Annotated in this window: 22 protein-coding genes; 8 read left to right on the forward strand and 14 right to left on the reverse strand. The window is 69.7% G+C overall.

Annotated elements, in window-relative coordinates; all coding sequences use genetic code 11:
- Positions 1-57: 57 nt before the first annotated feature.
- The 6 genes from ABD197_RS05190 (at position 58) to ABD197_RS05215 (ending at position 7,119) form a co-directional block, all read left to right on the forward strand.
- Positions 58-1,599 (forward strand): ABC transporter ATP-binding protein, encoded by a 1,542-nt coding sequence (locus ABD197_RS05190; protein ID WP_344052286.1) that lies wholly within the window; start codon positions 58-60, stop codon positions 1,597-1,599.
- Entirely contained in the window at positions 1,596-2,900 is a 1,305-nt protein-coding gene (locus ABD197_RS05195; RefSeq protein ID WP_344052288.1) for an ABC transporter permease, read from the forward strand. The genes ABD197_RS05190 and ABD197_RS05195 overlap by 4 nt, the downstream gene beginning before the upstream one ends.
- On the forward strand, positions 2,897-4,180 hold the full coding sequence (locus tag ABD197_RS05200; protein ID WP_425561000.1) for an ABC transporter permease: 1,284 nt from the start codon (positions 2,897-2,899) through the stop codon (positions 4,178-4,180). The genes ABD197_RS05195 and ABD197_RS05200 overlap by 4 nt, the downstream gene beginning before the upstream one ends.
- A 71-nt stretch (positions 4,181-4,251) precedes the next feature.
- Positions 4,252-4,653: a cytidine deaminase gene (locus tag ABD197_RS05205; RefSeq protein WP_091704313.1), complete on the forward strand. Its 402-nt coding sequence runs from the start codon at positions 4,252-4,254 to the stop codon at positions 4,651-4,653.
- Positions 4,650-5,942, forward strand: coding sequence for a thymidine phosphorylase (locus ABD197_RS05210; RefSeq protein ID WP_344052291.1), 1,293 nt, complete (start codon positions 4,650-4,652; stop codon positions 5,940-5,942). The genes ABD197_RS05205 and ABD197_RS05210 overlap by 4 nt, the downstream gene beginning before the upstream one ends.
- A 61-nt stretch (positions 5,943-6,003) precedes the next feature.
- Positions 6,004-7,119, forward strand: coding sequence for an adenosine deaminase (locus ABD197_RS05215; protein WP_344052293.1), 1,116 nt, complete (start codon positions 6,004-6,006; stop codon positions 7,117-7,119).
- Between the two features lie 79 nt (positions 7,120-7,198).
- Here ABD197_RS05215 and ABD197_RS05220 read toward each other — a convergent pair whose 3' ends face one another.
- The 9 genes from ABD197_RS05220 to ABD197_RS05260 form a co-directional block, all read right to left on the reverse strand.
- On the reverse strand, positions 7,199-8,041 hold the full coding sequence (locus tag ABD197_RS05220) for a hypothetical protein (RefSeq protein ID WP_344052295.1): 843 nt from the start codon (positions 8,039-8,041) through the stop codon (positions 7,199-7,201).
- Between the two features lie 215 nt (positions 8,042-8,256).
- Positions 8,257-9,039 (reverse strand): alpha/beta hydrolase, encoded by a 783-nt coding sequence (locus ABD197_RS05225; protein WP_344052298.1) that lies wholly within the window; start codon positions 9,037-9,039, stop codon positions 8,257-8,259.
- Positions 9,040-9,048: 9 nt separating this feature from the next.
- Positions 9,049-10,200: a mannitol-1-phosphate 5-dehydrogenase gene (locus ABD197_RS05230; RefSeq protein ID WP_344052300.1), complete on the reverse strand. Its 1,152-nt coding sequence runs from the start codon at positions 10,198-10,200 to the stop codon at positions 9,049-9,051.
- Positions 10,200-10,637, reverse strand: coding sequence for a PTS mannitol transporter subunit IIA (locus ABD197_RS05235; RefSeq protein ID WP_344052302.1), 438 nt, complete (start codon positions 10,635-10,637; stop codon positions 10,200-10,202). Before ABD197_RS05235 ends, ABD197_RS05230 begins: the two co-directional genes overlap by 1 nt.
- Before the next feature lie 99 nt (positions 10,638-10,736).
- Positions 10,737-12,290 carry a PTS mannitol transporter subunit IIBC gene (locus ABD197_RS05240; protein ID WP_344052304.1) on the reverse strand — a complete coding sequence of 518 codons (1,554 nt, stop codon included), beginning with the start codon at positions 12,288-12,290 and terminating at the stop codon, positions 10,737-10,739.
- A 23-nt stretch (positions 12,291-12,313) separates the two neighbouring features.
- Positions 12,314-13,996 (reverse strand): phosphoenolpyruvate--protein phosphotransferase, encoded by a 1,683-nt coding sequence (gene ptsP / locus ABD197_RS05245; RefSeq protein WP_344052306.1) that lies wholly within the window; start codon positions 13,994-13,996, stop codon positions 12,314-12,316.
- A gap of 2 nt (positions 13,997-13,998) precedes the next feature.
- Complete coding sequence (locus ABD197_RS05250; RefSeq protein ID WP_344052308.1) at positions 13,999-14,274, reverse strand: HPr family phosphocarrier protein; 276 nt, start codon at positions 14,272-14,274, stop codon at positions 13,999-14,001.
- A 1-nt stretch (position 14,275) separates the two neighbouring features.
- Positions 14,276-14,614 carry a PTS sugar transporter subunit IIB gene (locus ABD197_RS05255; protein ID WP_344052310.1) on the reverse strand — a complete coding sequence of 113 codons (339 nt, stop codon included), beginning with the start codon at positions 14,612-14,614 and terminating at the stop codon, positions 14,276-14,278.
- A gap of 123 nt (positions 14,615-14,737) precedes the next feature.
- Positions 14,738-15,085, reverse strand: a complete 348-nt coding sequence (locus ABD197_RS05260) for a hypothetical protein (RefSeq protein WP_344052312.1) — start codon at positions 15,083-15,085, stop codon at positions 14,738-14,740.
- A gap of 134 nt (positions 15,086-15,219) precedes the next feature.
- On the opposite strand from ABD197_RS05260, the gene ABD197_RS05265 reads away from it, so the two are divergent.
- Positions 15,220-17,148, forward strand: a complete 1,929-nt coding sequence (locus ABD197_RS05265; protein WP_344052314.1) for a BglG family transcription antiterminator — start codon at positions 15,220-15,222, stop codon at positions 17,146-17,148.
- 4 nt (positions 17,149-17,152) lie between these two features.
- Here ABD197_RS05265 and ABD197_RS05270 read toward each other — a convergent pair whose 3' ends face one another.
- The 3 genes from ABD197_RS05270 to ABD197_RS05280 are packed head-to-tail and all read right to left on the reverse strand — an operon-like array spanning position 17,153 to position 20,266.
- Positions 17,153-17,734, reverse strand: a complete 582-nt coding sequence (locus ABD197_RS05270) for a GNAT family N-acetyltransferase (RefSeq protein WP_344052316.1) — start codon at positions 17,732-17,734, stop codon at positions 17,153-17,155.
- Between the two features lie 10 nt (positions 17,735-17,744).
- Positions 17,745-19,436, reverse strand: coding sequence for a phospho-sugar mutase (locus ABD197_RS05275; RefSeq protein ID WP_344052318.1), 1,692 nt, complete (start codon positions 19,434-19,436; stop codon positions 17,745-17,747).
- Positions 19,433-20,266, reverse strand: coding sequence for a purine-nucleoside phosphorylase (locus ABD197_RS05280; protein WP_344052320.1), 834 nt, complete (start codon positions 20,264-20,266; stop codon positions 19,433-19,435). The genes ABD197_RS05275 and ABD197_RS05280 overlap by 4 nt, the downstream gene beginning before the upstream one ends.
- A 107-nt stretch (positions 20,267-20,373) precedes the next feature.
- Here ABD197_RS05280 and ABD197_RS05285 point away from each other — a divergent pair, with 107 nt between their 5' ends.
- A complete protein-coding gene (locus ABD197_RS05285) occupies positions 20,374-21,822 on the forward strand; it encodes an NAD(P)H-quinone dehydrogenase (RefSeq protein WP_344052322.1) in 1,449 nt (482 codons plus the stop codon).
- Positions 21,823-22,031: 209 nt separating this feature from the next.
- Here the strand turns inward: ABD197_RS05285 and ABD197_RS05290 are convergent, their stop codons facing one another.
- Positions 22,032-23,798, reverse strand: coding sequence for an acetyl/propionyl/methylcrotonyl-CoA carboxylase subunit alpha (locus ABD197_RS05290; protein WP_344052325.1), 1,767 nt, complete (start codon positions 23,796-23,798; stop codon positions 22,032-22,034).
- A 119-nt stretch (positions 23,799-23,917) separates the two neighbouring features.
- Positions 23,918-24,565 (reverse strand): Maf family protein, encoded by a 648-nt coding sequence (locus tag ABD197_RS05295; protein WP_344052328.1) that lies wholly within the window; start codon positions 24,563-24,565, stop codon positions 23,918-23,920.
- Between the last annotated feature and the right edge of the window lie 25 nt (positions 24,566-24,590).

The following is a 24,590-nucleotide window of genomic DNA, read 5'->3' on the forward strand; positions in this document are numbered from 1 at the left end:
CCCGTTTCCGTTTTCCCCACGCGCCCGAACGCGCCCCACTTACTAGGATCTTCAGCTATGAAGCTCGAACTCCGCGGGATCACCAAGCGGTTCGGCACCCTCGTCGCGAACGATCACATCGACCTCGTCGTCCAGCCCGGAGAGATCCACTGTCTCCTGGGCGAGAACGGCGCCGGCAAGTCGACGCTGATGAACGTTCTCTACGGGCTGTACCGTGCCGACGACGGTGTCATCCTTCTGGACGATGTCGTCCAGAACTTCCAGGGTCCCGGCGATGCGATGCGCGCCGGCATCGGAATGGTCCATCAGCACTTCATGCTGATCCCCGTCTTCACCGTCGCCGAGAACGTCATGCTGGGCCATGAGGCGACCAAGGCCGGCGGCATCCTCGACCTCGCCACCGCGCGCGAGCGCGTCCGCGAGATCTCCGCCCGCTTCGGTTTCGACGTCGATCCCGATGCGCTGGTCGAAGACCTCCCGGTCGGCGTGCAGCAGCGCGTCGAGATCATCAAGGCGCTCTCGCGCGACGCGCGCGTCCTCGTCTTCGATGAGCCGACCGCCGTGCTCACGCCGCAGGAGACCGATGAGCTCATGGGCATCATGCGCCAGCTCAAGGAGTCGGGCACCTCGATCGTGTTCATCACCCACAAGCTGCGCGAAGTCCGCGAGGTCGCGGATCGCATCACGGTGATCCGGCTCGGCAAGGTCGTCGGCGAGGCGTCGCCGACGGCGACGAACGCCGAGCTGGCCGAACTCATGGTCGGTCGCGCCGTCGAACTGAAGGTCCACAAGGACGAGCCGAAGCTCGGCGACCGGTCCCTCGTGGTCGAAGGCCTCACGGTCATCGACGCGAAGGACCAGATCGTCGTCAACGACGTGAGCTTCGACGTGCGGGCGGGCGAGATCGTCGCGATCGCCGGTGTGCAGGGCAACGGTCAGACCGAGCTGACGGAGGCGCTGGTCGGTCTCGAGCAGCGCGTGAAGGGATCGATCACGCTCAACGGCGAGGAGCTCGTCGGCGCCAGCGTCCGCCGCATCCTCGACGAGGGAGTCGGGTTCGTCCCCGAGGACCGTCAGGAGCACGGGCTCGTCGGCAAGATGACGATCGCCGAGAACCTGGTGCTCGACCGCACCGACGGGCCGCCGTTCGTCCGCGCCGGCAGTCTCCGACTCGGCTACATCGCCGAGTTCGCCGCGCAGAAGTTCACCGAATTCGACGTCCGCGGTCCCGGGATCGACGCCCCGGTCGGCACCCTCTCCGGCGGCAACCAGCAGAAGGTCGTGCTCGCCCGCGAACTCAGCCGGGATCTGTCCCTGCTCGTGGCGGCGCAGCCGACCCGCGGCGTGGACGTCGGCTCGATCGAGTTCATCCACAAGCGCATCGTGCAGACGCGGGATGCCGGCATCCCGGTGATCGTCGTCTCGACCGAGCTCGACGAGGTCACCGCGCTCGCGGACCGCATCATCGTGATGTACCGCGGTCGCATCATCGGCATCGTCCCGGGCGACACCCCGCGCGGCGTCCTGGGTCTCATGATGGCCGGCGAGACGCCCGCCGAAGCGACCCCGCCCACCGACGACAGAGGAGTCGCGGCATGAGCGAGAACCTGACCGGAGGCACGTCGATCACCGCGCCCGGATCCGCGCCCCTCGTGCAGAAGGAGGCGCCGGAGCCGTCGAAGTGGCACGACACGTTCCTCAAGATCACCCAGGGCAACGCGATCATCTCGGTGCTCGCGGTGCTGCTCGCCCTCATCGTCGGCGGCATCATGATCGCCTTCACCGACGAGGAGGTCCAGACGGCGTCGAAGTACTTCTTCGCACGACCCGGTGACACGATCGCGGCGGTCTGGAGCGCGGTCTCCGGCGCCTACATCGCCCTGTTCCAGGGCTCGGTGTACAACTTCGGTGCGCCGACCTTCGCCCGCGGCATCCGTCCCCTCACCGAGACGCTCACCTTCGCGACCCCGCTGATCGCGGCGGGCCTGGGCGTCGCGCTCGCGTTCCGCATCGGCATGTTCAACATCGGCGGCCGCGGGCAGATGCTCATGGCGTCGGCGGCGGCCGGCTGGGTCGCGTTCTCGCTCGACCTGCCGTGGGGCATCCACATGATCGTGGCCCTGCTCGCGGGCCTGATCGCCGGCGCGCTGTGGGCCGGCATCGCGGGTGCGCTGAAGGCCTGGACGGGCGCGCACGAAGTCATCGTGACGATCATGCTGAACTTCATCGCGTTCTATCTGATCTCGTGGATGCTGCGCACCCCCGGCCTGCTGCAGGCTCCTGGCTCCAGCAACCCGAAGACGCCCCCGATGAAGGACACCGCGGTCTTCCCCGAGCTGTTCGGACCCCAATACAACCTGCACTTCGGCTTCATCCTCGTGATCATCGCGACGATCGTGGTGTGGTGGATCCTCAGCCGGTCGAGCCTCGGATTCAAGTTCCGCGCCGTGGGGGAGAACCCGCACGCGGCGCGCGTGGCGGGCATCAACGTCCCGAGCATGTACATCATCGGCATGCTGATCGCCGGCGCGCTGGTGGGCCTGGCCGGAGTGAACCAGGTGCTCGGCACGATCACGACCGGCTTCTCGGCCGACATCGACGCCGGCATCGGGTTCGACGCGATCACGGTCGCTCTGCTCGGACGCTCGACGCCGTGGGGCACGTTCGCGGCCGGCATCCTGTTCGGCGCGTTCAAGGCCGGTGGATTCTCCATGCAGGCCGCACAGGGCGTGCCGATCGAGATCATCACGGTCGTCCAGGCGCTCATCGTGCTCTTCATCGCGGCACCGCCGCTCGTGCGAACGATCTTCTTCCTGCCCTCCGCCGAGCGCGATCAGCGCCGGCGCGAGAAGGCGCGGCAGAAGCAGCTCAAGGCCGAGGCAGGGGCGGTGGCGAAGTGACACTCACGCAGACCACAGGCGCGGCAGCCGTCGAGGCACCCGCGAAGGCCGACGTGCGCAGCTGGAAGGCGCCGATCGCGTTCGCGGTCTTCACCGTTCTCTACGCGCTGCTGATCCTCGCCGTGCCGCGCAGCGGTGAGACGACGTTCCGCATCTCGACCGAGGCTGACGCCCTGCAGCTGCCCGCGATCAGCGCGCCGGTCGGGGTGACGATCTGGACGGTGTTCGGCCTTCTCGTGCTGCTGACGGTCTTCTCGGCCATCCTCGTGCGCGGGTTCCGCAAGACGCCGCTCTGGCTCGTCGCGGCCTACATCGTCATCGCGATCGTCGGGTTCCTCACGTGGGCCGCGGCGGGTGCGACGATCCCGCTCGCCGGTCTCCTGGCCGGCGCGGTGGCCCTCGCGATCCCCCTGATCTACGGGGCTCTCGCCGGCGTGATCGGCGAGCGGGCGGGTGTCGTGAACATCGCGATCGAGGGTCAGCTGCTGGCCGGAGCCTTCAGCGCGGCGGTGGTCTCCTCGCTCACCGGACAGCCGCTGCTCGGTCTCGTCGCGGCGATGTTCGCCGGCGTGCTCGTGGCGTTCGTCCTGGCGGCCTTCGCGATCAGATATCTCGTCGATCAGGTGATCGTCGGTGTCGTCCTGAACGTCCTCGTGATCGGCCTGACGAGCTTCTTCTACTCGCAGGTCCTCCAGCCGAACCAGGCGCTGCTGAACTCCCCGCCGCGGTTCCCGCGCATCCCGATCCCGTTCCTGAGCGAGATCCCGATCATCGGTCCGGTGCTGTTCCGGCAGACGATCATCGTGTACCTCATGTACATCGCGGTCGCGCTCGTCTGGTTCGGGATGTTCCGCACCCGATGGGGCCTGCGTCTGCGCGCCGTCGGTGAGCACCCGCAGGCGGCCGACACCGTCGGTATCAAGGTCAACCCGACCCGGTTCTGGAACGTCCTGCTCGCGGGCGCGATCGCCGGTCTCGGCGGCACGGTCTTCACGATCGGAAACGGCATCGCCTTCAACAAGGAGATGACGGCGGGTGCGGGCTTCATCGCCTTGGCCGCGGTGATCTTCGGCCAGTGGGACCCGTTCAAGGCGACCCTGGCGGCGCTCCTGTTCGGCTTCGCGTCGAGCCTGCAGAACACGCTCAGCGTGATCGGCTCGCCGGTCCCGAGCGAATTCATGCTGATGCTGCCGTACCTGGTGACGATCTTCGTCGTCGCCGGAGTCGTCGGCCGCTCCCGGGCACCTGCCGCGGACGGCGTGCCCTACATCAAGGGATGAGTGCTGCCGCGTCCGGTCCGCCGGGCGCGGCATCCGCTCGTCCGCCGTTCTGATCCATCGGAGGATTCGCTGTGACCGACATCGACTGGGACGAGCTGCGCGCCGCGGCGACCGCCGCGAAGGAGCTCGCCTACGTCCCCTACTCGCGCTTCAAGGTGGGCGCCGCCGCGCTCGTCTCGGACGGCCGCATCGTGTCGGGCTGCAACATCGAGAACGCCTCGTACGGTGTGACGCTGTGCGCGGAGTGCTCGCTCGTGAGCGACCTGTTCATGTCCGGCGGCGGCAAGCTCGTCGCGTTCGTGTGCGTGGACGGTCAGGGCCGCACGCTCATGCCGTGCGGGCGCTGCCGGCAGCTGCTGTACGAACACGCGATCCCCGGGATGCTGCTGGAGACCGTGTCCGGCATCCGCACGATCGACGAGGTGCTGCCCGACGCGTTCGGTCCGCGCGAGCTCGAAGAGGCGTCGCGGTGACCGCGCCGGAGCCTTTCGACGCCGTCGACGTCATCCGCGCCAAGCGCGACGGCGGGGTCGTCCCCGAAGACGCTCTGCGCTGGATGGTCGACGCGTACACGCGTGGCTACGTCGCCGATTCGCAGATGGCGGCGTTCGCGATGGCGGTGCTGCTGAACGGCATGGAGCGCTCCGAGATCCGCGTCATGACCGACGCGATGATCGCCTCGGGGGAGCGGATGAGCTTCGCCGGCCTCGGCAAGCCGACGGTCGACAAGCACTCCACCGGCGGCGTCGGCGACAAGATCACCCTCCCGCTCGCGCCGCTCGTGGCGGCCTTCGGTGTCGCAGTGCCGCAGCTGTCGGGCCGCGGTCTCGGCCACACCGGTGGGACGCTCGACAAGCTCGAGTCGATCCCCGGATGGCGCGCGGCACTGAGCAACGACGAGATGTTCGCGCAGCTGCGTGACGTGGGCGCCGTGATCTGCGCCGCGGGCTCCGGTCTCGCTCCCGCCGACAAGAAGCTCTACGCGTTGCGGGACGTCACCGGAACCGTCGAGGCCATCCCCCTCATCGCCTCGAGCATCATGTCCAAGAAGATCGCCGAGGGCACGGATTCGCTCGTGCTGGACGTGAAGTTCGGCTCCGGCGCGTTCATGCGCGACGTCGACCGCGCGCGAGAGCTCGCGCGGACGATGGTGGCGCTCGGCACGGACTCCGGCGTCGCGACGACGGCGCTCCTCACCGACATGAACACGCCGCTCGGGCGCACGATCGGCAACGCGAACGAAGTCCGCGAGTCGGTCGAGGTGCTCGCCGGCGGAGGACCCGCTGACATCGTCGAGCTCACCGTGGCCCTCGCCCGCGAGATGCTGGCCCTCGCGGGACAGCCCGATGCGGACGTCGAGGCGGCACTGAAGGACGGGCGGGCGATGGACGCGTGGCGCGCGATGATCATCGCGCAGGACGGGGATCCGGATGCCGCCCTCGCGGTCGCCCGCGAGACCCACACGGTCACCGCACCGTCTGCCGGTGTCGTGAGCCGGCTGGACGCGCTGCCGTTCGGCGTCGCGGCGTGGCGCCTCGGCGCGGGGCGCGCTCGCGCGCAGGATCCGGTGATCCACGCCGCCGGGATCGACCTGCACGTGGGGCTCGGCGACCCCGTCGCCGCCGGTCAGCCGCTGTTCACCTTGCTCGCCGATGATGGGTCCCGCTTCGCGCGTGCGCTCGAGGCGCTCGAGGGATCCTGGGAGATCGGGGCCGACGCCCCGGCAGCCCGGCCGCGAGTACTCGAACGCATCACCGCCTGAGGCGGCGGCATCCGCCCCGTTCCACCCCCCACACCGCGCCTCCGGCGCAGAGGAGACCGACATGCCGATCGACCAGCACGGCGACACGAAGCTGCAGGGGCTGTCCCTTCGCGGGCTGCCCAAGATCTCGCTGCACGACCACCTCGACGGCGGAGTGCGGCCCGAGACGATCATCGAGCTCGGTGACGAGATCGGACTCGAGCTGCCCGAGTCGGACGGCACCGCGCTCGCGGACTGGTTCGCGCACAAGAGCGACTCCGGATCGCTCGTGGAGTATCTGAAGACGTTCGACCTGACGACCGCGGTGATGCAGACGCCCGAAGGGCTGACGCGTGTCGCGCGGGAGTTCGTCGAGGACCTCGCCGCGGACGGTGTGATCTACGGCGAGGTGCGCTGGGCGCCCGAGCAGCACCTCACGCGCGGGCTGTCGCTCGAGGAAGCCGTCGATGCCGTGCAGACCGGCATCGAGGAGGGTGAGGAGGCCGCCGAGGACCGCGGTCATGACATCCGTGTCGGGCAGCTGATCACGGCGATGCGTCACACCGACCGGTCGCTGGAGATCGCGAAGCTCGCCGTCTCCTGGCGCGAGCGCGGAGCCGTCGGCTTCGACATCGCGGGGCCCGAGGACGGGTTCCTGCCGTCCCGTCACCGCGCGGCGTTCGACTACCTCGCCTCGGAGTTCTTCCCGACGACCGTGCACGCGGGAGAGGCCGCAGGCCTCGAGTCCATCCGCTCGGCCATCATCGACGGGCGCGCGCTTCGCCTCGGGCACGGCGTGCGCATCGCGCAGGACCTGGATATCATCTCCCGCGCCGGCGACGAGGTGCTCGTGCAGTTCGGAGATCTCGCGCGGTGGGTGCGGGATCGGGAGATCACGCTCGAGCTGTCGCCCTCCTCGAACCTGCAGACCGGCGCGGTCGCGGCGTGGGGTGAGGAGCTCGGCGACCACCCGTTCGATCTGCTGTACCAGCTCGGCTTCTCGGTCACCGTGAACGTGGACAACCGCACGATGAGCCGGACCTCGCTCACGCGCGAGCTGGCGCTCTTGGTCGACGCGTTCGAGTACGACCTGGACGACCTCGAGACCTTCCAGCTCAACGCCGCCGCCGGTGCATTCCTCCCGATCGAGGAGCGGGAGGAGCTTATCGAGCTCATCGCCGAGGGCTTCGAGCGGTAGTCCGCGCGCAGCGCCTGCGAAACTCCACGGATCTGATGGTTCACCGGTCGATCAGGACCGCTCTGCGGTTTCGGAGGGATCAATCCGTGGAGTTCTGCAGGTTTGGTCGTGGTCCATGCGCGACGATGGCCTTCATGAGCTCCACGACGGAAGGCATCCGGTAGAGGATGTCCTCGGCCAGCGGCCGGACTGTGGTGTATCCGAGCGCGGCGGCCGCGAGATCGCGTGCCCGGTCCCTCTTCTGGGCTTCCCACCCTTCGTGAAAGGCGCGGCTGTCGCACTCGACGATCAGCCAGCCGTCCACCACGAGGTCGACCCTGCCGACGCCTTCGATCCGCACCTGCACCTGGACCTCTGCGCCGAGCCCGCGCAGGAGAAGTCGCATGAGGGTCTCCGCTCCCGATTCGCTCCGTCGGTCGAGCAGTCTGCGCAGGCTCCGGTACCGCCGTGGCAATCGTCGGAAGATGTCGCGGAGATCCCCCTCGTCGATCAGACCGTGGTGCCATGCGCTGTCCAGCGTCGCCACAGCGTCCCGGGGACTCTGGCAGCGGCACGCCTGAGCGAGCGCTTCGACGAGGTCGGCGGCCAGTGCGGTCGACTCGGCGCGAGAACGTCGCCAATGAGCGACGACGCCCTCCCTCGCCGGAAGTCGTGTGGTCGATGGCTCGAACTGCGCGTGCAGCGGATGGCTGAGTCGCACGAAGACTCCGAGGGCGGCCAGCAGCGATACGCAGTCCAGGCGCCCGCCGACTCGCCCCGCATCGATGAGCCCGCGGGGTGCCTCCGCGCTCACATAGCGACCGTTGCGGAGTCGTATCAGCACCCCTCGGCCGACGAGCCCCGCGACGGCATGGCGACTGAGTCCGCGGTCGGCGAGTGCGCTGGGGCTGAGGAATGTGGCAGGCAGGATCTGCGCAGCCATGTGTGCCGGCTTGTCCACTCGGCCAGCCAATCGGATCCGCGCGGGGGTGCACCGGTCCCGTTGACATCTGCGGATGAGTTCGGCTCGATTGCCGCCTGGGGAGGAGCCCCCGCGTCTGCAGAACTCCACAGATCCGTTCGTCAGCCGGGCGCTTTGGGGGACTTGAAGCGAGAAAGGCTCCGGATCCGTGGAGTTTCTACGACTATGCGCGCGAGTTACTGCCCGAGCAGGAACGGGCCGAGCGCGGCGGTGATCTGCTCCTCGATCTCCGCGGGCGTGAGGGTCGCCTCGCCGTCGCCGGGTTGCGGGCCGTACGCGCCGAAGCCGGCGTGGTTGCCGCCCTCGATCACCACGAATTCGGTGTCGGCAGGCAGCAGGTCGGCGGCCTCCTCGATCTTCGCGGGGGTAGACAGGCCGTCCTCGCTGCCCGAGATGCTGAGCACCGGCAGGTCGGTGCCCGACAGGTCGTTGGCGCAGTAGCTGCCGAAGAGCACGAGACCGTCGGTGTCCTGGGCGAGCTGGCACGCCCGCACTCCGCCGAGGGAGTGCCCGCCGACGAACCAGTCCTGCACGCCCGGGGCGAGCGCGGTGAAATCGGAGAGCGGACGGAAATCGAAGAACGCCAGGTTCAGCGTCGGCTTGGTGATCACCACAGTGACCCCCTCCTCGGCGACACCCGCGAGGGTCGCGGCGTAGGCGACGGGCTCGACTTTCGCACCGGGGATGAACACCAGTCCGGTCTCGGATTCCCCATCGGCCGGCGCGAGCACCCACGCCGATCCTTCATCGGTCAACGTGAGCGCGGCGTTGTCCTCCACCGCGGCCAACGCGTCCGGCTCGGCGGACATCACGCCGATGTTCGCCCACAGGAGGAACGCCACGAATGCGATGCCGAGGAGCGCCGCAATCGAGCCGAGCACCCACGCGAGGATTCTCCGGCCGCGGCGCCGGGGCTTCGGTGCGGGAACGTCGACGGGATCGTGTGCGCTCGGGGTCACCGGCCCAGATTACGCGAGCTCGGCCTGTCGGGAGGCGACGACGGCCTCGACGCGGGCGAACAGCGGGTGCGACTCATCCAGTCCGGTGACGGATGCCGTCACGGACGCGGCATCCTGCTCCCGCAGAAGCTGCTGCAGCTGCACCGACTGTTCGTCTTCGGCGTCCTCGAACGCGAGGGCCGCCCCCATCGCCGCCAGGAGCGAGTCCACCGACAGGCCGCGTTCGGCCGCTTCGGCCGCCGGTCCGACGAAGCGCTCGTTGCGGCTGAGCTTGCGCAGAGGCTGCCGGCCCACGCGCCAGACGGTGTCCGGCAGAGCAGGGTTCTGGAAGCGACGCAGGATCGTCGCGCGATACGCGGCGAGCTCGGTCGGGTCGAGCCCGTGCTTGGCGACGAGAAGTGCCGAGGTCTCCTCCAGTGTGGCCGCGACGCGGGCGGCGGTGGCTTCGTCGGCGAGCGCGTCGGCAATCGTCTCATCACCGGCGGCGGCCCCGAAGTACGCGGTGGCGGCGTGACCGGTGTTGACCGTGAAGAGTTTCCGCTCGATGTAGGGCGCCAGATCATCGACGAAGTGCGCGCCGGGGATCGTCGGCGGGTCGTCGCCGAACGGGTGCCGCTCGATCGCCCATTCGAAGAACGGCTCGACTGTCACATCGATGCCGCCGCCGGCCGGCTGCGCGGGCACGATCCGGTCGACGGCGGTGTTGGCGAACACCGCGCGTCCCGCCAGGGCGTCCCAGGCGTCACCGGCGAGCGCGGCGACCTCGTCGCGCAGCAGGTCGGTCGCATTGATCGCGTTCTCGCAGGCCATGATCTGCAGCGGGGGAGAGGACGGATCGCGCAGAGCGAGCGCCGCGACGACGTGCGGGGCGACGAACTTCAGGATCGTCGGTCCGACCGCGGTGGTCAGCACGTTGGCGCCCGCGATCTCCTCGATCACCTCGTCGGGGTGGGTGGCGCTGTTGATCGCGCGGAAGCCGGTGACGACGGTGTCGCGCGAGTCCTCCCCGACCTCGTGCACGGTGTATTCGGACGCGGCGTTGATCGCGTCCACGAGTGGTGCCGCGACGTCCGAGAAGACGAGCTCGTAGCCGCCCTCGTGCAGCAGAAGTCCGACGAACCCTCGGCCGATGTTGCCCGCACCGAAATGAACGGCCTTCATCACACGCCCGCCGCGGAGACGAGCCGGTAGAGCTCCTCGGGCGTCTGCGCGCGCTTGAGGTTCTCGACCTCGTCCTCGTCGGAGAAGAGGATCGCGATCTGCGAGAGGATCTCGAGGTGCTCGTCGCCCTTGCCGGCGATGCCGATCACGAACGTGACGGGCTCGCCGCCCCAGTCCACGCCGCCGTCGTAGCGGACGACCGAGAGCGCGGAGTCCAGGATCGCGGCCTTCGTCTCGTTCGTCCCGTGCGGGATCGCGAGCTCGTTGCCCATGTAGGTCGAGACGGTCTCCTCGCGCTGCTGCATCGCGTCGAAGTAGGCGCTGGTGACGGCGCCGACGGCCTCGAGGATGTCGGCGGCCTCCTTCATCGCCTCCTCGCGCGTCGCGCTGCCGGAGTGGATGCGGACTTGGCCGAGGCTCAGGACGTCACGGGACATGGTGTTGCCTTTCGTTCGCTTCTGCTTGGTACCGAGTATGCGGGGAAAGCCGCGGGGCCGGGGGCATCACGCCGCCCGACCCCGCAGCAGTCGATGGGACTAGTTGCCGTGCTGATCCCGCACGAGCTCCACGACCTCGTCGTACCGCGGCGAGTTCATGAAGTTGTCGACCGAGATGTGCACCGCATCCGGAGTCTGCGCCCGGGCGCGGTCGGTGAGCTGGTTCTGCGTGATGACCAGGTCGGCCGATCCGTCCAGCGCCGCGATGGCCTTGTTGACCACGGTGACGTCTTCGATGCCGGCCTTCTTGATCTTGTTGCGCAGGACGCTCGCGCCCATGGCCGACGAACCCATGCCCGCGTCGCAGGCGAACACGATGTTCTTGATCTGACGCTCGGTCATCACGGCCGGGTCGATACCGCCGCCCGCCGAGGTCACGGCACCGCCGCGGAGCCCGCCGAGCGCGTCCGAGGACTTGCCCTTCGCGGCCTCGGTCTGCGTGATCGCCGCACCGAACGCGTCGTCGGTGGCTGCCATCGCGGCAAGGTCGCGCTTGCGCGAGGCCCGCAGGATCACGGCGGCGATCAGGAAGGTCACCGTCGCGGACAGGATGACGGACAGGATCACCGCGAGGTAGGACCCGCTTGCCGTCTGAGCCAGCACGGCGATGATGCTGCCCGGCGCCGCCGGAGCCCGCAGCGCGCCGCCCAGCAGCATGTTCGTGGTCACACCGGTCATGCCGCCGGCGATCAGCGCCAGGATCGTGATCGGCTTCATCAGCGCGTACGGGAAGTACACCTCGTGGATGCCGCCGACGAACTGGATCAGCGCCGCTCCGGGTGCCGACGCGCGAGCGGCGCCGAGGCCGAAGAACGCGAAGGCGAGCAGCAGGCCGAGGCCGGGTCCGGGGTTCGCCTCGAGCAGGAACAGGATCGACGAGCCCTCCTCGGCGGACTGCTGGATGCCGAGCGGCGTGAGCACGCCGTGGTTGATCGCGTTGTTGAGGAACAGCACCTTGGCCGGCTCGATCAGGATGCTGGTCAAGGGCAGCAGGTTCGCCTCGACGAGCCAGTTCACCGCGTTGCTGAGCGTCTGCATCAGGCCGTTCACGAGCCAGGCGACGGGATAGAACCCGACGACGGCCATGACGAAGCCCCAGATGCCGGCCGAGAACATGTTCACGAGCATCTCGAAGCCGGCCTTGATCTTGCCGTCCCAGAGGCTGTCCAGCCACTTCATGGTGTAGGCCGCCAGCGGCGCCATGATCATCGCTCCGATGAACATGTGCACCTGGCCGAGCTGCGAAGCGCCCTCCGGCAGGGTCGCGTTGAAGTCGGCGATCAGTTTGTCCGACCCGGCGATCGCGCCCATCACGGCGATCGAGGCGACGACGCCACCGCGGATGCCGTAGACGATGTTGCCGCCGGTGTAGGCGATGATGATCGGCAGCAGGTAGTGGATGAACGGCCCGACGATCGTCGCGAGGTCGGCATTCGGAGTCCACCCCACGTCGATGAAGAACGCGGTGAAGATGCCCCACGCGATCAGCGCGGGGATGTTCGGCATGATCATGCCGGAGAGGAACGTGCCGAAGCGCTGGACTCCCACACGCGCCTTGTTGCTGCCCTTCGCGGGCGCAGACGCCGTTGTCATGGCTGTGTCTCCTTCTGTTTCTGTCAGGACTGCACGGCCGCGGGTGCGGCCTGGGTGGTGGCGACGGAGCGAGCCGCCTCCCTGGCGGTGGCCGCACCGTTCGCGGCCAGGGCTGCCTCGGCGATGACTCGGGCATCATCGAGGGAGTATTGGAGCAGGGTCGCCCGCACGTCGGCGAGCGCCGTGGGGGCCATCGAGAGCGAGGTCGCTCCGAGACCGACGAGCACGACCGCCAGGAGCGGGTCCGCGGCGGCCTCACCGCAGATGCCGACGGGCTTGCCGTGCAGGCGCCCGGCGTCGCCGACCTCGCGGATGAGCCGGAGCACCGCGGGGTGCCACGGGTCCTGGAAGCCCGCGACCGAGCCGAGCAGCCGGTCGGCGGCCAGCGTGTACTGCGTGAGGTCGTTCGTGCCGATCGACGCGAAGTCCGACCCTGCGAGGATCCGGTCGGCCAGCAGCGCAGAGGAGGGCACCTCCACCATGACGCCGGCGGTCTTGATGCCGTAGTCCCGGGCGATCTCGACGAAGTACTCCGCTTCCTCAACGGTGGCCACCATCGGCGCCATGACCCACAGGTCCGCGTCGGTGGCGGCATCCGCCTCGGCCAGCGCGGTCAGCTGCTCGCGCAGGATGTCCTCGCTCGCCTGCAGCGCGCGGATTCCCCGAAGCCCCAGGGCGGGGTTCTCCTCGTGCGCATCGTTGAGGAAGGCGAGGGGCTTGTCGGCACCGGCATCCAGCACGCGCACGACGACCTTCTGACCGGGGAACGCCGCGAGGAGCTTCGTGTAGGCGGCACGCTGCTGCTCGACCGTGGGCGCCTGATTCGAGCTCAGGAACAGGAACTCCGTGCGGAAGAGCCCCACGCCCTCCGCGCCGAGTGCGACGGCTTCCTCCGCCCCCTCGGGCTTGCCCAGGTTCGCCAGCAGCGGCACCGCGGTCCCGTCGGCGAGCGCCCCCGGAGTGAGGGGGGCGGATGCCGCCGATGCGCGATCCGCCGCGCGATTGGCCGCGCGCTCGAGTTCCTCGGCGCTCGGGTCGGTCGTGACGACCCCGGCGGCGGCATCCACGATCACCGTCTGCCCATCCACCAGGTCCTTCGCGCCGACCGCGCCGACGATCGCGACGATCGACTTCTCGCGAGCGAGGATCGCGGTGTGCGAGGTGGGACCGCCCTCGGTCGTGATGAGTCCGAGCACCTTGTCGAGGTCGAGCAGAGCGGTGTCCGCCGGAGCGAGGTCCTTCGCGACGAGCACGAACGGGTGCCCGGGGTCGGGGACGCCGGGCGCGGCGACGCCGCGCAGCCGTGCGATGACCCGCTGGGCCACGTCGTCGAGGTCGGCGGCGCGCTCGCCGAGGTACCCGCCCATCGCGGTGAGCATGTCGCGGAAGCTCGCGAACGCGTCGTGCACGGCGAACTCCGCCGTCTTGCCGGCCCCGATGCGGGTGTCGATCTCGCTCTCCAGGGACGGGTCCTCGGCCATCATCGCCTGCGCCTCGAGGACGTCCCGGGCGGCGCCGCCGGCCTGGATGCCACGCTGCTCGAGCTCGCGGGCAACCGCCGCGACAGCCTCACGCACGCGGGCGGTCTCCTCCTCGGTGCCGCGCTCGCTCGGGGTGTCAGTCGGCGCCGGCAGGGGCTCCGCCATGCGCGCGATCGGTCCCTGGGCGACGCCCAATCCGATTCCGACTCCTCTGATCTCCGTCATCTTCACTCCGCATCGTGGTCGGTCGAGAGCAGTTCGCTCAGGTGGTCCAGCGTGTTCTCCGCGTCGTCGCCGTCGGCCGTCAGGGTGATGTAGTCGCCCTGCTCGATCCCGAGGGCGATCACCCCCAGGATGCTGGCGGCGTTCACCGGCGCTCCGGCATCCTTCGCGATCGTGATCGGGATGCCCGCCTCCTTCGCCGCCTGCGCGAAGAGCTTCGCGGGCCGGGCGTGCAGACCATGGGCCGAGCCGATGCGTACCGTGCGGGTCGAGAGCGGCATGTCAGTCCTGTTCCTGTCGGGCGAGGTGGTCGAAGCGGGACGCGAGTGCTTCCTGCACGAGGGCGAGCGTTCGCGTGCCCTCACGATCAGTGAAGATGTCGGACGGCAGCAGCACCACGGCCGTCCCTCGCCGCGCCGCGTCCGCCTCGATCCGCGCGAGCGCGTGAGACAGATGGGGTCCGACGAGGATCACGTCTGCGGCGTCGATGTCCGTCGCGAGAGAGGACGCGGTGCCGGCGAAGGCGGTGTACGACAGCCCCTGGTGCTCAGCCGCTGCGCGCACTCGCTGAGCGACGAATGTGCTCGACGCACCCGCACCGCAGACCACCAGGATCCTCATCGACCCGCCTTTCCGATTGCCATTCTTGTGAAAGCGCTGAGAGCCGACAACCAGTTCTGTTTCCGGAGGGGCGGAAACACGGATGCCCCGGACCAGACGGTCCGGGGCATCCGTGAGCGGTTCTCAGCGGAAGAACGCGTTCGCCCGCGAGGAGAACAGGATCGCGAGTCCGATGATCGCGAGGATGCCGGTGATGATCGCGCTCCAGACGCTCACGCCGATCACGAGCGCCCACACCGCTACGACGAGATTCAGCACGAAGAGGATCGCGAGCAGGATGCGTGCGACGTTGTTGCCGCGGAAGAGCCCGAGGCTCACCGCGATCGTGAGGATGCCGACGATCAGGGCGACCCAGGCGTTGCCGCCGCCCCCGGCGAGCAGGCTGATCACCGCGCCGATGATCTGCACCGCTCCACTGATCCATGCGATGACCGCGACGAGGGTGACGCCTCCGGGTCGTTGTCCTGCCATGTCCTTCTCCTTCTGCGAGGTGTGCCGCATCCGCAGCGGCGCCCTCACGGTACCGCCGAGCCGCCGTTGCCGCCATGGGGGATGTCCGCGTGATTGACTGGCGTGACAGATCGCATCGACGCGCAGAGGACACCGTGACCAGAGCGAGACAGGACCGACTCCTGGGGCTGCTCGTCCGCGACGGTGACTGGCTGACCGCGGCGGCGCTGGCCGACGGTCTCGGGGTGACTCCGCGCAGCATACGTTCGTACGTGACGGCGATCAACGCGCGCGTGCCCGGTTCGGTCGCGGTCGAGTCCGGCCCCCTCGGCTACCGCGCGGGCCCGGAGGCGCCGGTGGCGCTGCGCGCAGGCGGGGCGACGGATGCCGGCACGCCGCGCGACCGCCTGCACACGCTCGTACGCGCCCTGCTCGACGAGGACGACGGGATCGACGTCTTCGAGACCGCCGACGCGCTGCACGTGAGCCCGGCGACGCTGGACGCCGACCTCGCACGCGTGCGCGGCCTCCTGGGCGGCACGGAGCTGACGCTCGAGCGTTCGGCATCCCGCGCACGTCTCCGCGGCACCGAGATGGCGCAGCGACGCCTGCTCAGCAGGCTCGCCCACGACGAGATGGATGCCGGATCCTTCGACCTGGAGGCGCTCCGGCGCACTCTCGGTGAAGGATCCGTCGGGGCGCACGCGTTCGGCCCGTTCAAGACCGAACTGGTCACCGAGCTCAATGCCCTCGGATACTTCGTGAACGAGTTCGGCATCGCTGACGTCGTCATGCACATCGCGATCGCGGCCGACCGGGTCGCCAGCCACCGCGGCCTGGACGCGGTCGGCGGTGACGCGTCTCCCGCGCAGGCGGAGGTCGCCGCCATCCTGGGTCGACTCGTCGAGCGTCACGTGGGTGTGCAGCTCGGTGCAGGCGACCTGCAGCATCTGTCCACGATCGTGCTGACCCGCATCGTCGCACCGGGCGCGGCCGCGCCGGCGGACCATGCGCGCGAGCGTCTCGAACCGGAGGTGGAGGCTGCGGTCCGCGAGGTCGTCGAGCAGGCGGCCGCGGAGTTCCTGGTCGACATCGCGCACGAGGACTTCATCCTGCGCCTGGCCCTGCACGTGCAGAACCTCCGCCATCGCGCCCGGGAGCAGGCGTGGTCGCGCAACCCGCTGACCCGGTCGCTCAAATCGACGTACCCGATGATCTTCGAGGTGGCGGTCTTCATCGCCAGCGGGCTGCAGCATCGGCTCGGCATCCCGCTCCTGGACGACGAGATCGCCTACATCGCGATGCATGTCGGTGGACGCCTGGAGCGGAGCCGTCGCGCCGATCAGCTGCTCACCGCGACGATCGTGTGCCCGGGGTACTACGAGCTGCACGAGCTGCTGCGCTCGAGCGTGGACCGCTCGCTCGGCCAGGCGATCGAGGTCGTCGGCGTCGAGACACGTGTGGACCCGGACTGGGCATCGATCGACACCGACCTCGTGCTGACCACGATCGACCCCTCGATATCCGGGGACCGGTTCGTCCGGATCCAGCCGTTCCTGACGGATGCCGACGTCGACCGCGTGCAGACGGCGGCCGCGCGGATCCGCCGCAGCCGTCGCCTCGCCCGCCTGCGTACCGAGCTCGAGCGGTACTTCGTGCCGGGCGCGTTCGTGCGGGGACTGGATGCGGACGCGGGTGAGGAGGCGGTGATCCGGCGGCTCGGAGCGCCCCTGGTGGCCGAGGGTGTGATCGATGAGGACTACGTCGAGCGCACGATCGAGCGCGAGCGCCTCTCCTCGACCGCCTTCACCGATGCGCTCGCCGTACCGCACGCGCTCGGGATGACCGCGACCCGCACGGCGATCGCCGTCGGGATCGCCGACCCGTCGATCCCGTGGGGGGAGGGGCGCGTGCAGGTCGTGGCCGTCGTCGCGTTCTCCGAGTCCGACCGCGGCGCGTTCCAGACCGTGTTCGAACAGTTCGTGGAGGTCTTCTCCGAGCGTGACAGCGTCCAGCGGATCGTCCGCCGCGCGACCGATTTCCCCGGCTTCCTCGACGAGCTCGTCGCCGTGATCGACGGCTGAGGCCTCAGCGCGCGAGCCGCGCCTGCAGGCCCAGCCGCACCGCCGGCCACTCGCCCGGCAGGATCGAGAAGACCACGGTGTCCCGAAGAGTGCCGTCCGGACCCAGGCGGTGGTTGCGGAGAACCCCGTCCTGCTTCGCGCCGAGGCGGGCGATCGCCGCACGCGACTGGAGGTTGTGCCAGTGCGTGCGGAACTCCACGGCGATCGCGTCGCAGCGCTCGAACGCATGCCCGAGAAGGAGCAGCTTCGCGGCGGTGTTCACCGCGGTGCGCTGCGCGTCCACGCCGAGCCAGGTGTGCCCGATCTCGACGTGACGGTTGTCCTGGTCGATGTTGCAGAACGTGGTCTCGCCGACGACGACGCCGGTGTCGAGCCGCCGCACCGCCCACGGATTCATGTGGTGCTCGTCGCGCCAGGTGAGTCGCTGGGCGATGTCGGCGGCGACGCCGTCCGCGGTCGGGACCGAGGTGTACCACGCATGCTCCAGGCCCGCGGTCGCGGCCGCGAGCTCCTCGGCGTGCTCCGTACCCAGCGGCTCGAGTCGCACGACCTCGTTCTCGAGGGTGATCGCATCGCGCAGCAGCATGGTCCGCGCCTCAGCCCCGTTCGCTCAGCAGCGCCCGGGCGCCGTCGCTGAGCGTGCTGATCCGCTCGCGGGCATCGTCGGCCGAGTCGCCGCGGACGTCGAGGTAGACCTTGAGCTTGGGCTCCGTGCCGCTCGGACGCACGATCACACGCGACCCGTCCTGCAGCCACAACCGCAGCACGTCGCCGGGCGGCAGGGCGTCGACGCCCTCGAGGAGATCCTCGACGGCATCCACTCGCGTCGTGCCGATCGATTCCGGATGCCGCTCCCGCAGCGACGCCATGATCCGGCCGATGACCGAGAGGTCGTCGACGCGGAGGGAGATCTGGTCGCTCGCGAAGAACCCGAAGGTCCGGTCGAACTCGGCGAGCACGTCGGCGAGGCTCTTCCCGTCGCCCCTCGCGTCGGCGACCAGTCCGAGCATCGCGATCGCGGCCGAGATGCCGTCCTTGTCGCGCACGGTGTCGGGGTTGACGAGGTAGCCGAGCGCCTCCTCGAACCCGAACACGATGCCGGGTGCGCGCGAGATCCACTTGAACCCGGTCAGGGTCGTGTGGAAGTCCAGGCCGTAGTGATCGGCGACGGCCTTCAGGCCCGGGGACGACACCAGCGAGCAGGCGAGAGACGCCCCCTCGCCGGCGTCGGCTTCGCGGGCGAGCCGGGCGGCGCGCCAGCCGAGCAGCAGGCCGATCTGGTTGCCGGTGAGGCGACGCCATCCACCGGGCGCGTCCGGATCGGGCAGGGCGACGGCGAGGCGGTCCGCGTCGGGGTCGTTCGCGATCACGAGCTCGGCGCCGACCTCGCGGGCCCGCTCGAACGCGAGGTCCATCGCCCCCGGTTCTTCGGGGTTCGGGAAAGCAACGGTGGGGAATCCACCGTCCGGATGCAGCTGCGCGTCGACGGGGATCGGCGCGGGGTACCCGGCGGTCTCGAGGATCCGCGACAGGGTCTCCCACCCGACGCCGTGCATCGCCGTATACACCCAGCTCAACCCGTCAGCGCCGGAAGGGGCGGGGGCGACGGCGGCGGTCGCGGCGATGTACGCGTCGAGCACCGACTCCGGCGCGGTCTCGTAACCGAGCGACCGGGGGAGGGCGCCGACATCGCCGGTGTCCGCGATCCGCTGGATGTGCGCGGCGATCTGCGCGTCGGCGGGCGAGACGATCTGCGCACCCTCGTCCGCGCCGCCCAGGTACACCTTGTATCCGTTGTCGTTCGGAGGGTTGTGGCTCGCGGTGACCATCACGCCGGCATCCGCCCCGAGGTGTCGCACCGCGAAGGCCAGCACCGGCGTCGGCAGCAGCCGGGGAAGCAGGATCGCCCGCAGGCCCGCGCCGGCGAACAGCTCGGCGGAGTCGCGCGCGAACACGTCGGAATTGCGGCGCCCGTCATAGCCGATCACGACGGTCGGCACGCGATCCGTCCCGGCGCGCTCGAGGACGAACGCGGCCAGGCCCGCGGCCGCCTGCGCGACCAGAACGCGGTTCATGCGGTTGCTGCCGGCGCCGAGCTCACCGCGGAGTCCTGCCGTGCCGAACGCCAGTCGCCCCGCGAAGCGATCGGCGAGGTCGGCGGATGCCGCCCCCTCGCCCGCGGCGGCACTCGAGATCAGCGCCTCGAGCTCTGCGCGGGTGACCGGGTCGGGGTCCTGCGCGAGCCAGGCGCGAGCGGCGGCGAGGACCCCGTCGTCCGGCCCGTTCACATCGCGCCGATCACTCGCGCCAGCAGTGACGAGATGACCGGGCCGGCGGCCTGCCCGGCCTCCATGACCTCCTGATGGCTGAGCGGGGTGGTCTGGATGCCGGCCGCCATGTTCGTGATGAGCGAGAAGCCCAGGATCTCCATGCCCGACTGCCGTGCGGCGATCGCCTCGAGCGCCGTGGACATCCCGACGATGTGGCCGCCGATCGTCTTCGCCCACTGCACCTCGGCCGGGGTCTCGTACTGCGGACCGGTGAACTGGCAGTAGACGCCCTCGTCCAGGCTCGGGTCGATCGAGCGCGCGAGGTCGCGCAGGCGCATCGAGTACAGATCGGTCAGGTCGATGAACGTGGCGCCCTCGAGCGGGGTCGCGGCGGTGAGATTGATGTGGTCGCTGATGAGCACCGGAGTGCCGGGCTTCCAGTGCGGCTTGATGCCGCCGGCGCCGTTCGTGAGCACCATGGTGCGCGCTCCCGTCGCGGCGGCGGTGCGCACGCTGTGCACGACCCGGCGGGGGCTGCGCGTCTCGTAGTAGTGGGTGCGGGCGCCGATGATCAGGACGTTCTTGCCGCGTGGGGTGCGGACGCTGCGGAGCGTTCCGACGTGCCCTTCCAGGGCGGGCTTGCTGAATCCGGTGACCTCGGTCGCAGGGATCGTCGCGACGGTCTCGCCGATGAGCTCCGCCGCACCTCCCCAGCCGCTGCCGAGGGTGAGGGCGATGTCGTGGCGGTCGACTCCGGTGAGGCGCGCGATGTCCGCCGCCGCCTGTGCGGCGATCGCGAACGGGTCTGCGGCGGGGTCGTCGAGCGACGTGGCGAGTGTGTCTGGCATGCACCCACTCTAGGAACGCGCGCGCCCCGGAGCCACCCGCGACGCGGGACGCGGCATCCGATCTCCGCGATGTCGTGGGGGCGGGCCGCTCCTGAAAGGATGGAGGCATGTCTTTGAGCTTCGAGCGCACCCAGAGCGTCGCGATCATCGGCGGAGGGCCTGGCGGATACGAGGCCGCGATCGCCGCCGCCCAACTCGGTGCGGAGGTCACCGTCGTCGAGCGGGCAGGGATCGGCGGCTCGGCTGTCATCACGGACGTGGTGCCGTCGAAGACCCTGATCGCGACGGCCGACGCCGCCGTCGCGATCTCGCAGGCGAGTGATCTCGGCGTGCAGCTGTTCGCCCGCGGTCAGGAGGGGAAGCCGCTCAAGCCGGAGATCGCGATCAACCTGTCCGCCGTCAACAAGCGGCTCCTCTCGCTCGCGCGTCAGCAGTCCGACGACATGCGCGCGTCGCTCGTGGAGGCGGGCGTGCGCATCATCTCCGGTCACGGGCGCCTCGACAGCGACAACGCGGTCGTCGTCTCGACCGGCCCGAAGGGCACCGATTTCGATCGGATCGAGGCGGACACCCTCGTGATCTCGACCGGGTCGTCGCCTCGGATCCTGCCGACCGCCCGCCCCGACGGGGAGCGGATCATGACGTGGACCCAGCTGTACGACATGACCTCGGTACCCGAGCACCTCATCGTGGTCGGCTCGGGTGTGACGGGTGCCGAGTTCGCCTCCGCCTACATGAACCTCGGCGCGAAGGTGACGCTGATCTCGTCGCGCGACCAGGTGCTGCCGGGCGAGGACAAGGACGCGGCCGCGGTGATCGAGAAGGTCTTCAAGCGCGGGGGGATGACCGTGCTGTCGAAATCCCGCGCCGACAAGGTGGAGCGCACGGAGGACGGCGTGATCGCGACGCTGTCCGACGGGCGCACGGTCGAGGGCAGCCACTGCCTGCTCGCTGTCGGGTCGATCCCGAACACCGCGGGACTCGGTCTCGAGGAGGCGGGTGTCCAGATGACGGATTCCGGTCACATCCAGGTGAACCGCGTGGCGCGCACCTCGGTTCCCAACATCTACGCGGCGGGGGACTGCACGACGTTCGTGCCGCTGGCCTCGGTCGCCTCGATGCAGGGACGCACTGCCGTGTTCCATGCGCTCGGCGACGTCGTGATCCCGCTCGAGCGGCGGCGGATCACCTCGAACATCTTCACCGCGCCCGAGATCGCCACGATCGGCTGGTCCGAGCAGGACATCGTCGAGGGTCGGATCGACGGTGTCGTCCACAAGCTCCCCCTCGCGGCGAATCCCCGCGCGAAGATGACCGGCTCGAAGGACGGCTTCGTGAAACTGCTGGCCCGCAAGGGCAGCGGCACCGTGATCGGCGGGGTGATCGTGGCCCCGCGCGCGTCAGAACTGATCTACCCCGTGGCGATCGCGGTCGAGCGCCGCCTCACGGTGGATCAGCTGTCGCGCGTGTTCGCGGTGTACCCGTCGCTGACGGGCAGCATCACGGATGCCGCCCGTGCGATGCACATCGTGGACATCGCGAACGAGGACGGCTGACCCCGCCGCCTCCGCGCATCCCCCGAGACGGCGGGTTCCCCGCCGAGATGGCGGGTTCCCCGCCGAGATGGTCGGCACCACCTCGGCGGAAGATGCACCGTTTCGGCGGAGAGGGCACCATCTCGGCGGGAGGGGCACCATCTCGAGAGGAAACCCACAACCTCGGCGGGGGAGGGCGACCACCTCGCGACGAGCGGGGAGGGGAGCCGTCAGCTGATCGTGAGGAGCTGGTGACCGGCCGACACCGTCGTGCCGGGCGTGGCGTTGATTCCGCCGATCACGCCGTCCTTGTGGGCCTGGATCGGCTGCTCCATCTTCATCGCTTCGAGCACGACGACCAGATCGCCCTTGACGACCTGCTGCCCGTCCTCAACCGCGAGCTTGACGATCGTGGCCTGCATCGGCGAGGTCACCGCGTCTCCGGACGCACCGGCGACCACGCTGGTCGCGTGCGAGCGCCGCGATGGCGGGACGGCCGCCGGGCGGGCGGTTGCGCCGGGCGCCGCGACGATCCGGTCGGGAAGGCTGACCTCCAGGCGCTTGCCCGAGACCTCGACGACGACCGTATGCCGCGCCTCAGCCGGCTTCGGCGATTCCAGCTCGCCGTCCCACGGCGGGATGTCGTTCACGAACTCGGTCTCGATCCAGCGCGTGAACACGCCGAAGTTCCCGTCCTCGGCCGTGAACGCGGGATCGCGCACCACGACTCGGTGGAACGGCAGCACCGTCGGCAGCCCCGCGACCTCGAACTCGTCCAGGGCCCGTCGCGCCCGCTCCAGCGCCTCGGCGCGATCGCGCCCCGTGATGATGATCTTGCCGAGCAGCGAGTCGAACGCCCCGCCGACCGAATCGCCGGCGGTCACGCCCGAATCCAGACGGATGCCGGGCCCGCCGAAGGTCTTGAACACGTGGATCGGTCCCGGCTGGGGGAGGAATCCGCGACCCGGGTCCTCTCCGTTGATGCGGAACTCGATCGAGTGGCCCACGGGAGCGGGGTCGTCGTAGTCCAGGATGCCGCCCTCGGCGATCCGGAACTGCTCGCGGACCAGGTCGATGCCGGTGACCTCCTCCGAGACCGGGTGTTCGACCTGCAGACGCGTGTTGACCTCGAGGAAGGAGATCGTGCCGTCGGCGCCGATCAGGAACTCGCACGTTCCCGCACCGACGTACCCGACCTCGCGGAGGATCGCCTTCGATGCCTCGTACAGGGTCCGGTTCTGCTCGTCGGTCAGGAACGGCGCGGGCGCCTCTTCGACGAGCTTCTGGTGGCGGCGCTGAAGGGAGCAGTCGCGCGTGGAGACGACCACGACGTTGCCGGCGGCATCCGCGAGGCACTGCGTCTCGACGTGGCGCGGCTTGTCGAGGTACTTCTCGACGAAGCACTCGCCGCGACCGAACGCGGTGATCGCCTCGCGGGTCGCCGACTCGAACATCTCGGTGATCTCGTCGTACTCCCGGGCGACCTTGAGGCCACGCCCGCCGCCGCCGTACGCGGCCTTGATCGCGATCGGCAGCCCGAACTCCTGCGCGAAGGCGACGACCTCGTCGGCGCCCGACACGGGTCCCGGAGTTCCGGGAGCCAGCGGCGCGCCGACCTTCTCGGCGACGTGACGCGCCGTCACCTTGTCGCCGAGCGCTTCGATCGCCTCGGGGGTCGGCCCGATCCAGATGAGCCCGGCATCCGTCACGGCGCGCGCGAATGCGGCGTTCTCGGCGAGGAAGCCGTATCCGGGATGCACGGCGTCGGCACCGGAGCGTCGCGCGACCGAGAGGATCTTCTCGACCGAGAGGTAGGTGTCGGCGCTCGTCGCGCCGTCGAGCGCGTACGACTCGTCGGCGAGCCGGGCGTGCAGGGCGTCGCGGTCCTGGTCGGCGTACACCGCGACCGAGGATTTGCCCGCGTCGCGGGCGGCGCGGATGATGCGGACGGCGATCTCGCCGCGGTTGGCAACAAGAACCTTGGCGATCTGAGGCATGGATGCCAGCCTACCGAGGCGCACAGGCGCTCTTTTGAGTGCCCTCCACAAGAAACACCCGCGATCGTGTGGGGGAGTCTACGAGCGGCACCGAGGAGTTCCTCGGATGTCCGAGGAGTTCAGCCGCGGTTCCACAGTTGCGGCCACGACACGTCGAGCGCATTGGTCAGGCGTCGCAGCGTCGACAGCGACATGCCGACGACGGTCGACGGGTCTCCGTCGATCCGCTCGATGAACGGCCCGCCCAGGCTGTCGACCGTGAACGCGCCGGCGACCTGCAGCGGTTCGCCGGAGGCGACGTAGGCGTCGATCTCGGCATCCGTGATGTCGTCCACGAACGTGACGGATGCCGCCGCCACGGCGTGCGCCTCGTCCCCGACCTCGCCCCCGCGCACCCGGATCACGCTGTGACCCGAATGCAGGAGTCCGGTCGCTCCCCGCATGCGGTGCCAGCGCCGCGTGGCGACGTCGGGCGTGTAGGGCTTGCCGAGGATCTCGCCGCCGATCTCGAACATCGAGTCGCCGCCGACCACGATCCCGTCGAAGGCCGTATCGGCGGCCGCGAGGCGCGTGGCGACGTCGGCGGCTTTGCGCCGGGCGAGCACGAGGACGTGTTCATCGGCCGGGAGCGTCCGACCCGCAGCAGCCTCGATCCCGCTGATCACCGCCTCCTCGTCGACGTCCGGCGCCAGCGTGAGCGGTTCGATCCCGGCCTGCCGCATGAGCATGAGTCGGGCGGGGGACGTGGAGGCGAGACAGACCTGCATGCGTTCACGGTAGCCGCGCCGACCC

The organism is Microbacterium lacus (assembly GCF_039531105.1).
Lineage (GTDB): Bacteria > Actinomycetota > Actinomycetes > Actinomycetales > Microbacteriaceae > Microbacterium > Microbacterium lacus.

Coding starts and splice junctions, on each gene's coding strand:
- ABD197_RS05190 (WP_344052286.1), top strand. CDS start 58: ATGAAGCTCGAACTCCGCGGGATCACCAAGCGGTTCGGCACCCTCGTC.
- ABD197_RS05195 (WP_344052288.1), top strand. CDS start 1,596: ATGAGCGAGAACCTGACCGGAGGCACGTCGATCACCGCGCCCGGATCC.
- ABD197_RS05215 (WP_344052293.1), top strand. CDS start 6,004: ATGCCGATCGACCAGCACGGCGACACGAAGCTGCAGGGGCTGTCCCTT.
- ABD197_RS05220 (WP_344052295.1), bottom strand. CDS start 8,041: ATGGCTGCGCAGATCCTGCCTGCCACATTCCTCAGCCCCAGCGCACTC.
- ABD197_RS05230 (WP_344052300.1), bottom strand. CDS start 10,200: ATGAAGGCCGTTCATTTCGGTGCGGGCAACATCGGCCGAGGGTTCGTC.
- ABD197_RS05235 (WP_344052302.1), bottom strand. CDS start 10,637: ATGTCCCGTGACGTCCTGAGCCTCGGCCAAGTCCGCATCCACTCCGGC.
- ABD197_RS05240 (WP_344052304.1), bottom strand. CDS start 12,290: ATGACAACGGCGTCTGCGCCCGCGAAGGGCAGCAACAAGGCGCGTGTG.
- ptsP (WP_344052306.1), bottom strand. CDS start 13,996: ATGACGGAGATCAGAGGAGTCGGAATCGGATTGGGCGTCGCCCAGGGA.
- ABD197_RS05250 (WP_344052308.1), bottom strand. CDS start 14,274: ATGCCGCTCTCGACCCGCACGGTACGCATCGGCTCGGCCCATGGTCTG.
- ABD197_RS05255 (WP_344052310.1), bottom strand. CDS start 14,614: ATGAGGATCCTGGTGGTCTGCGGTGCGGGTGCGTCGAGCACATTCGTC.
- ABD197_RS05260 (WP_344052312.1), bottom strand. CDS start 15,085: ATGGCAGGACAACGACCCGGAGGCGTCACCCTCGTCGCGGTCATCGCA.
- ABD197_RS05270 (WP_344052316.1), bottom strand. CDS start 17,734: ATGCTGCTGCGCGATGCGATCACCCTCGAGAACGAGGTCGTGCGACTC.
- ABD197_RS05280 (WP_344052320.1), bottom strand. CDS start 20,266: ATGCCAGACACACTCGCCACGTCGCTCGACGACCCCGCCGCAGACCCG.
- ABD197_RS05285 (WP_344052322.1), top strand. CDS start 20,374: ATGTCTTTGAGCTTCGAGCGCACCCAGAGCGTCGCGATCATCGGCGGA.
- ABD197_RS05290 (WP_344052325.1), bottom strand. CDS start 23,798: ATGCCTCAGATCGCCAAGGTTCTTGTTGCCAACCGCGGCGAGATCGCC.
- ABD197_RS05295 (WP_344052328.1), bottom strand. CDS start 24,565: ATGCAGGTCTGTCTCGCCTCCACGTCCCCCGCCCGACTCATGCTCATG.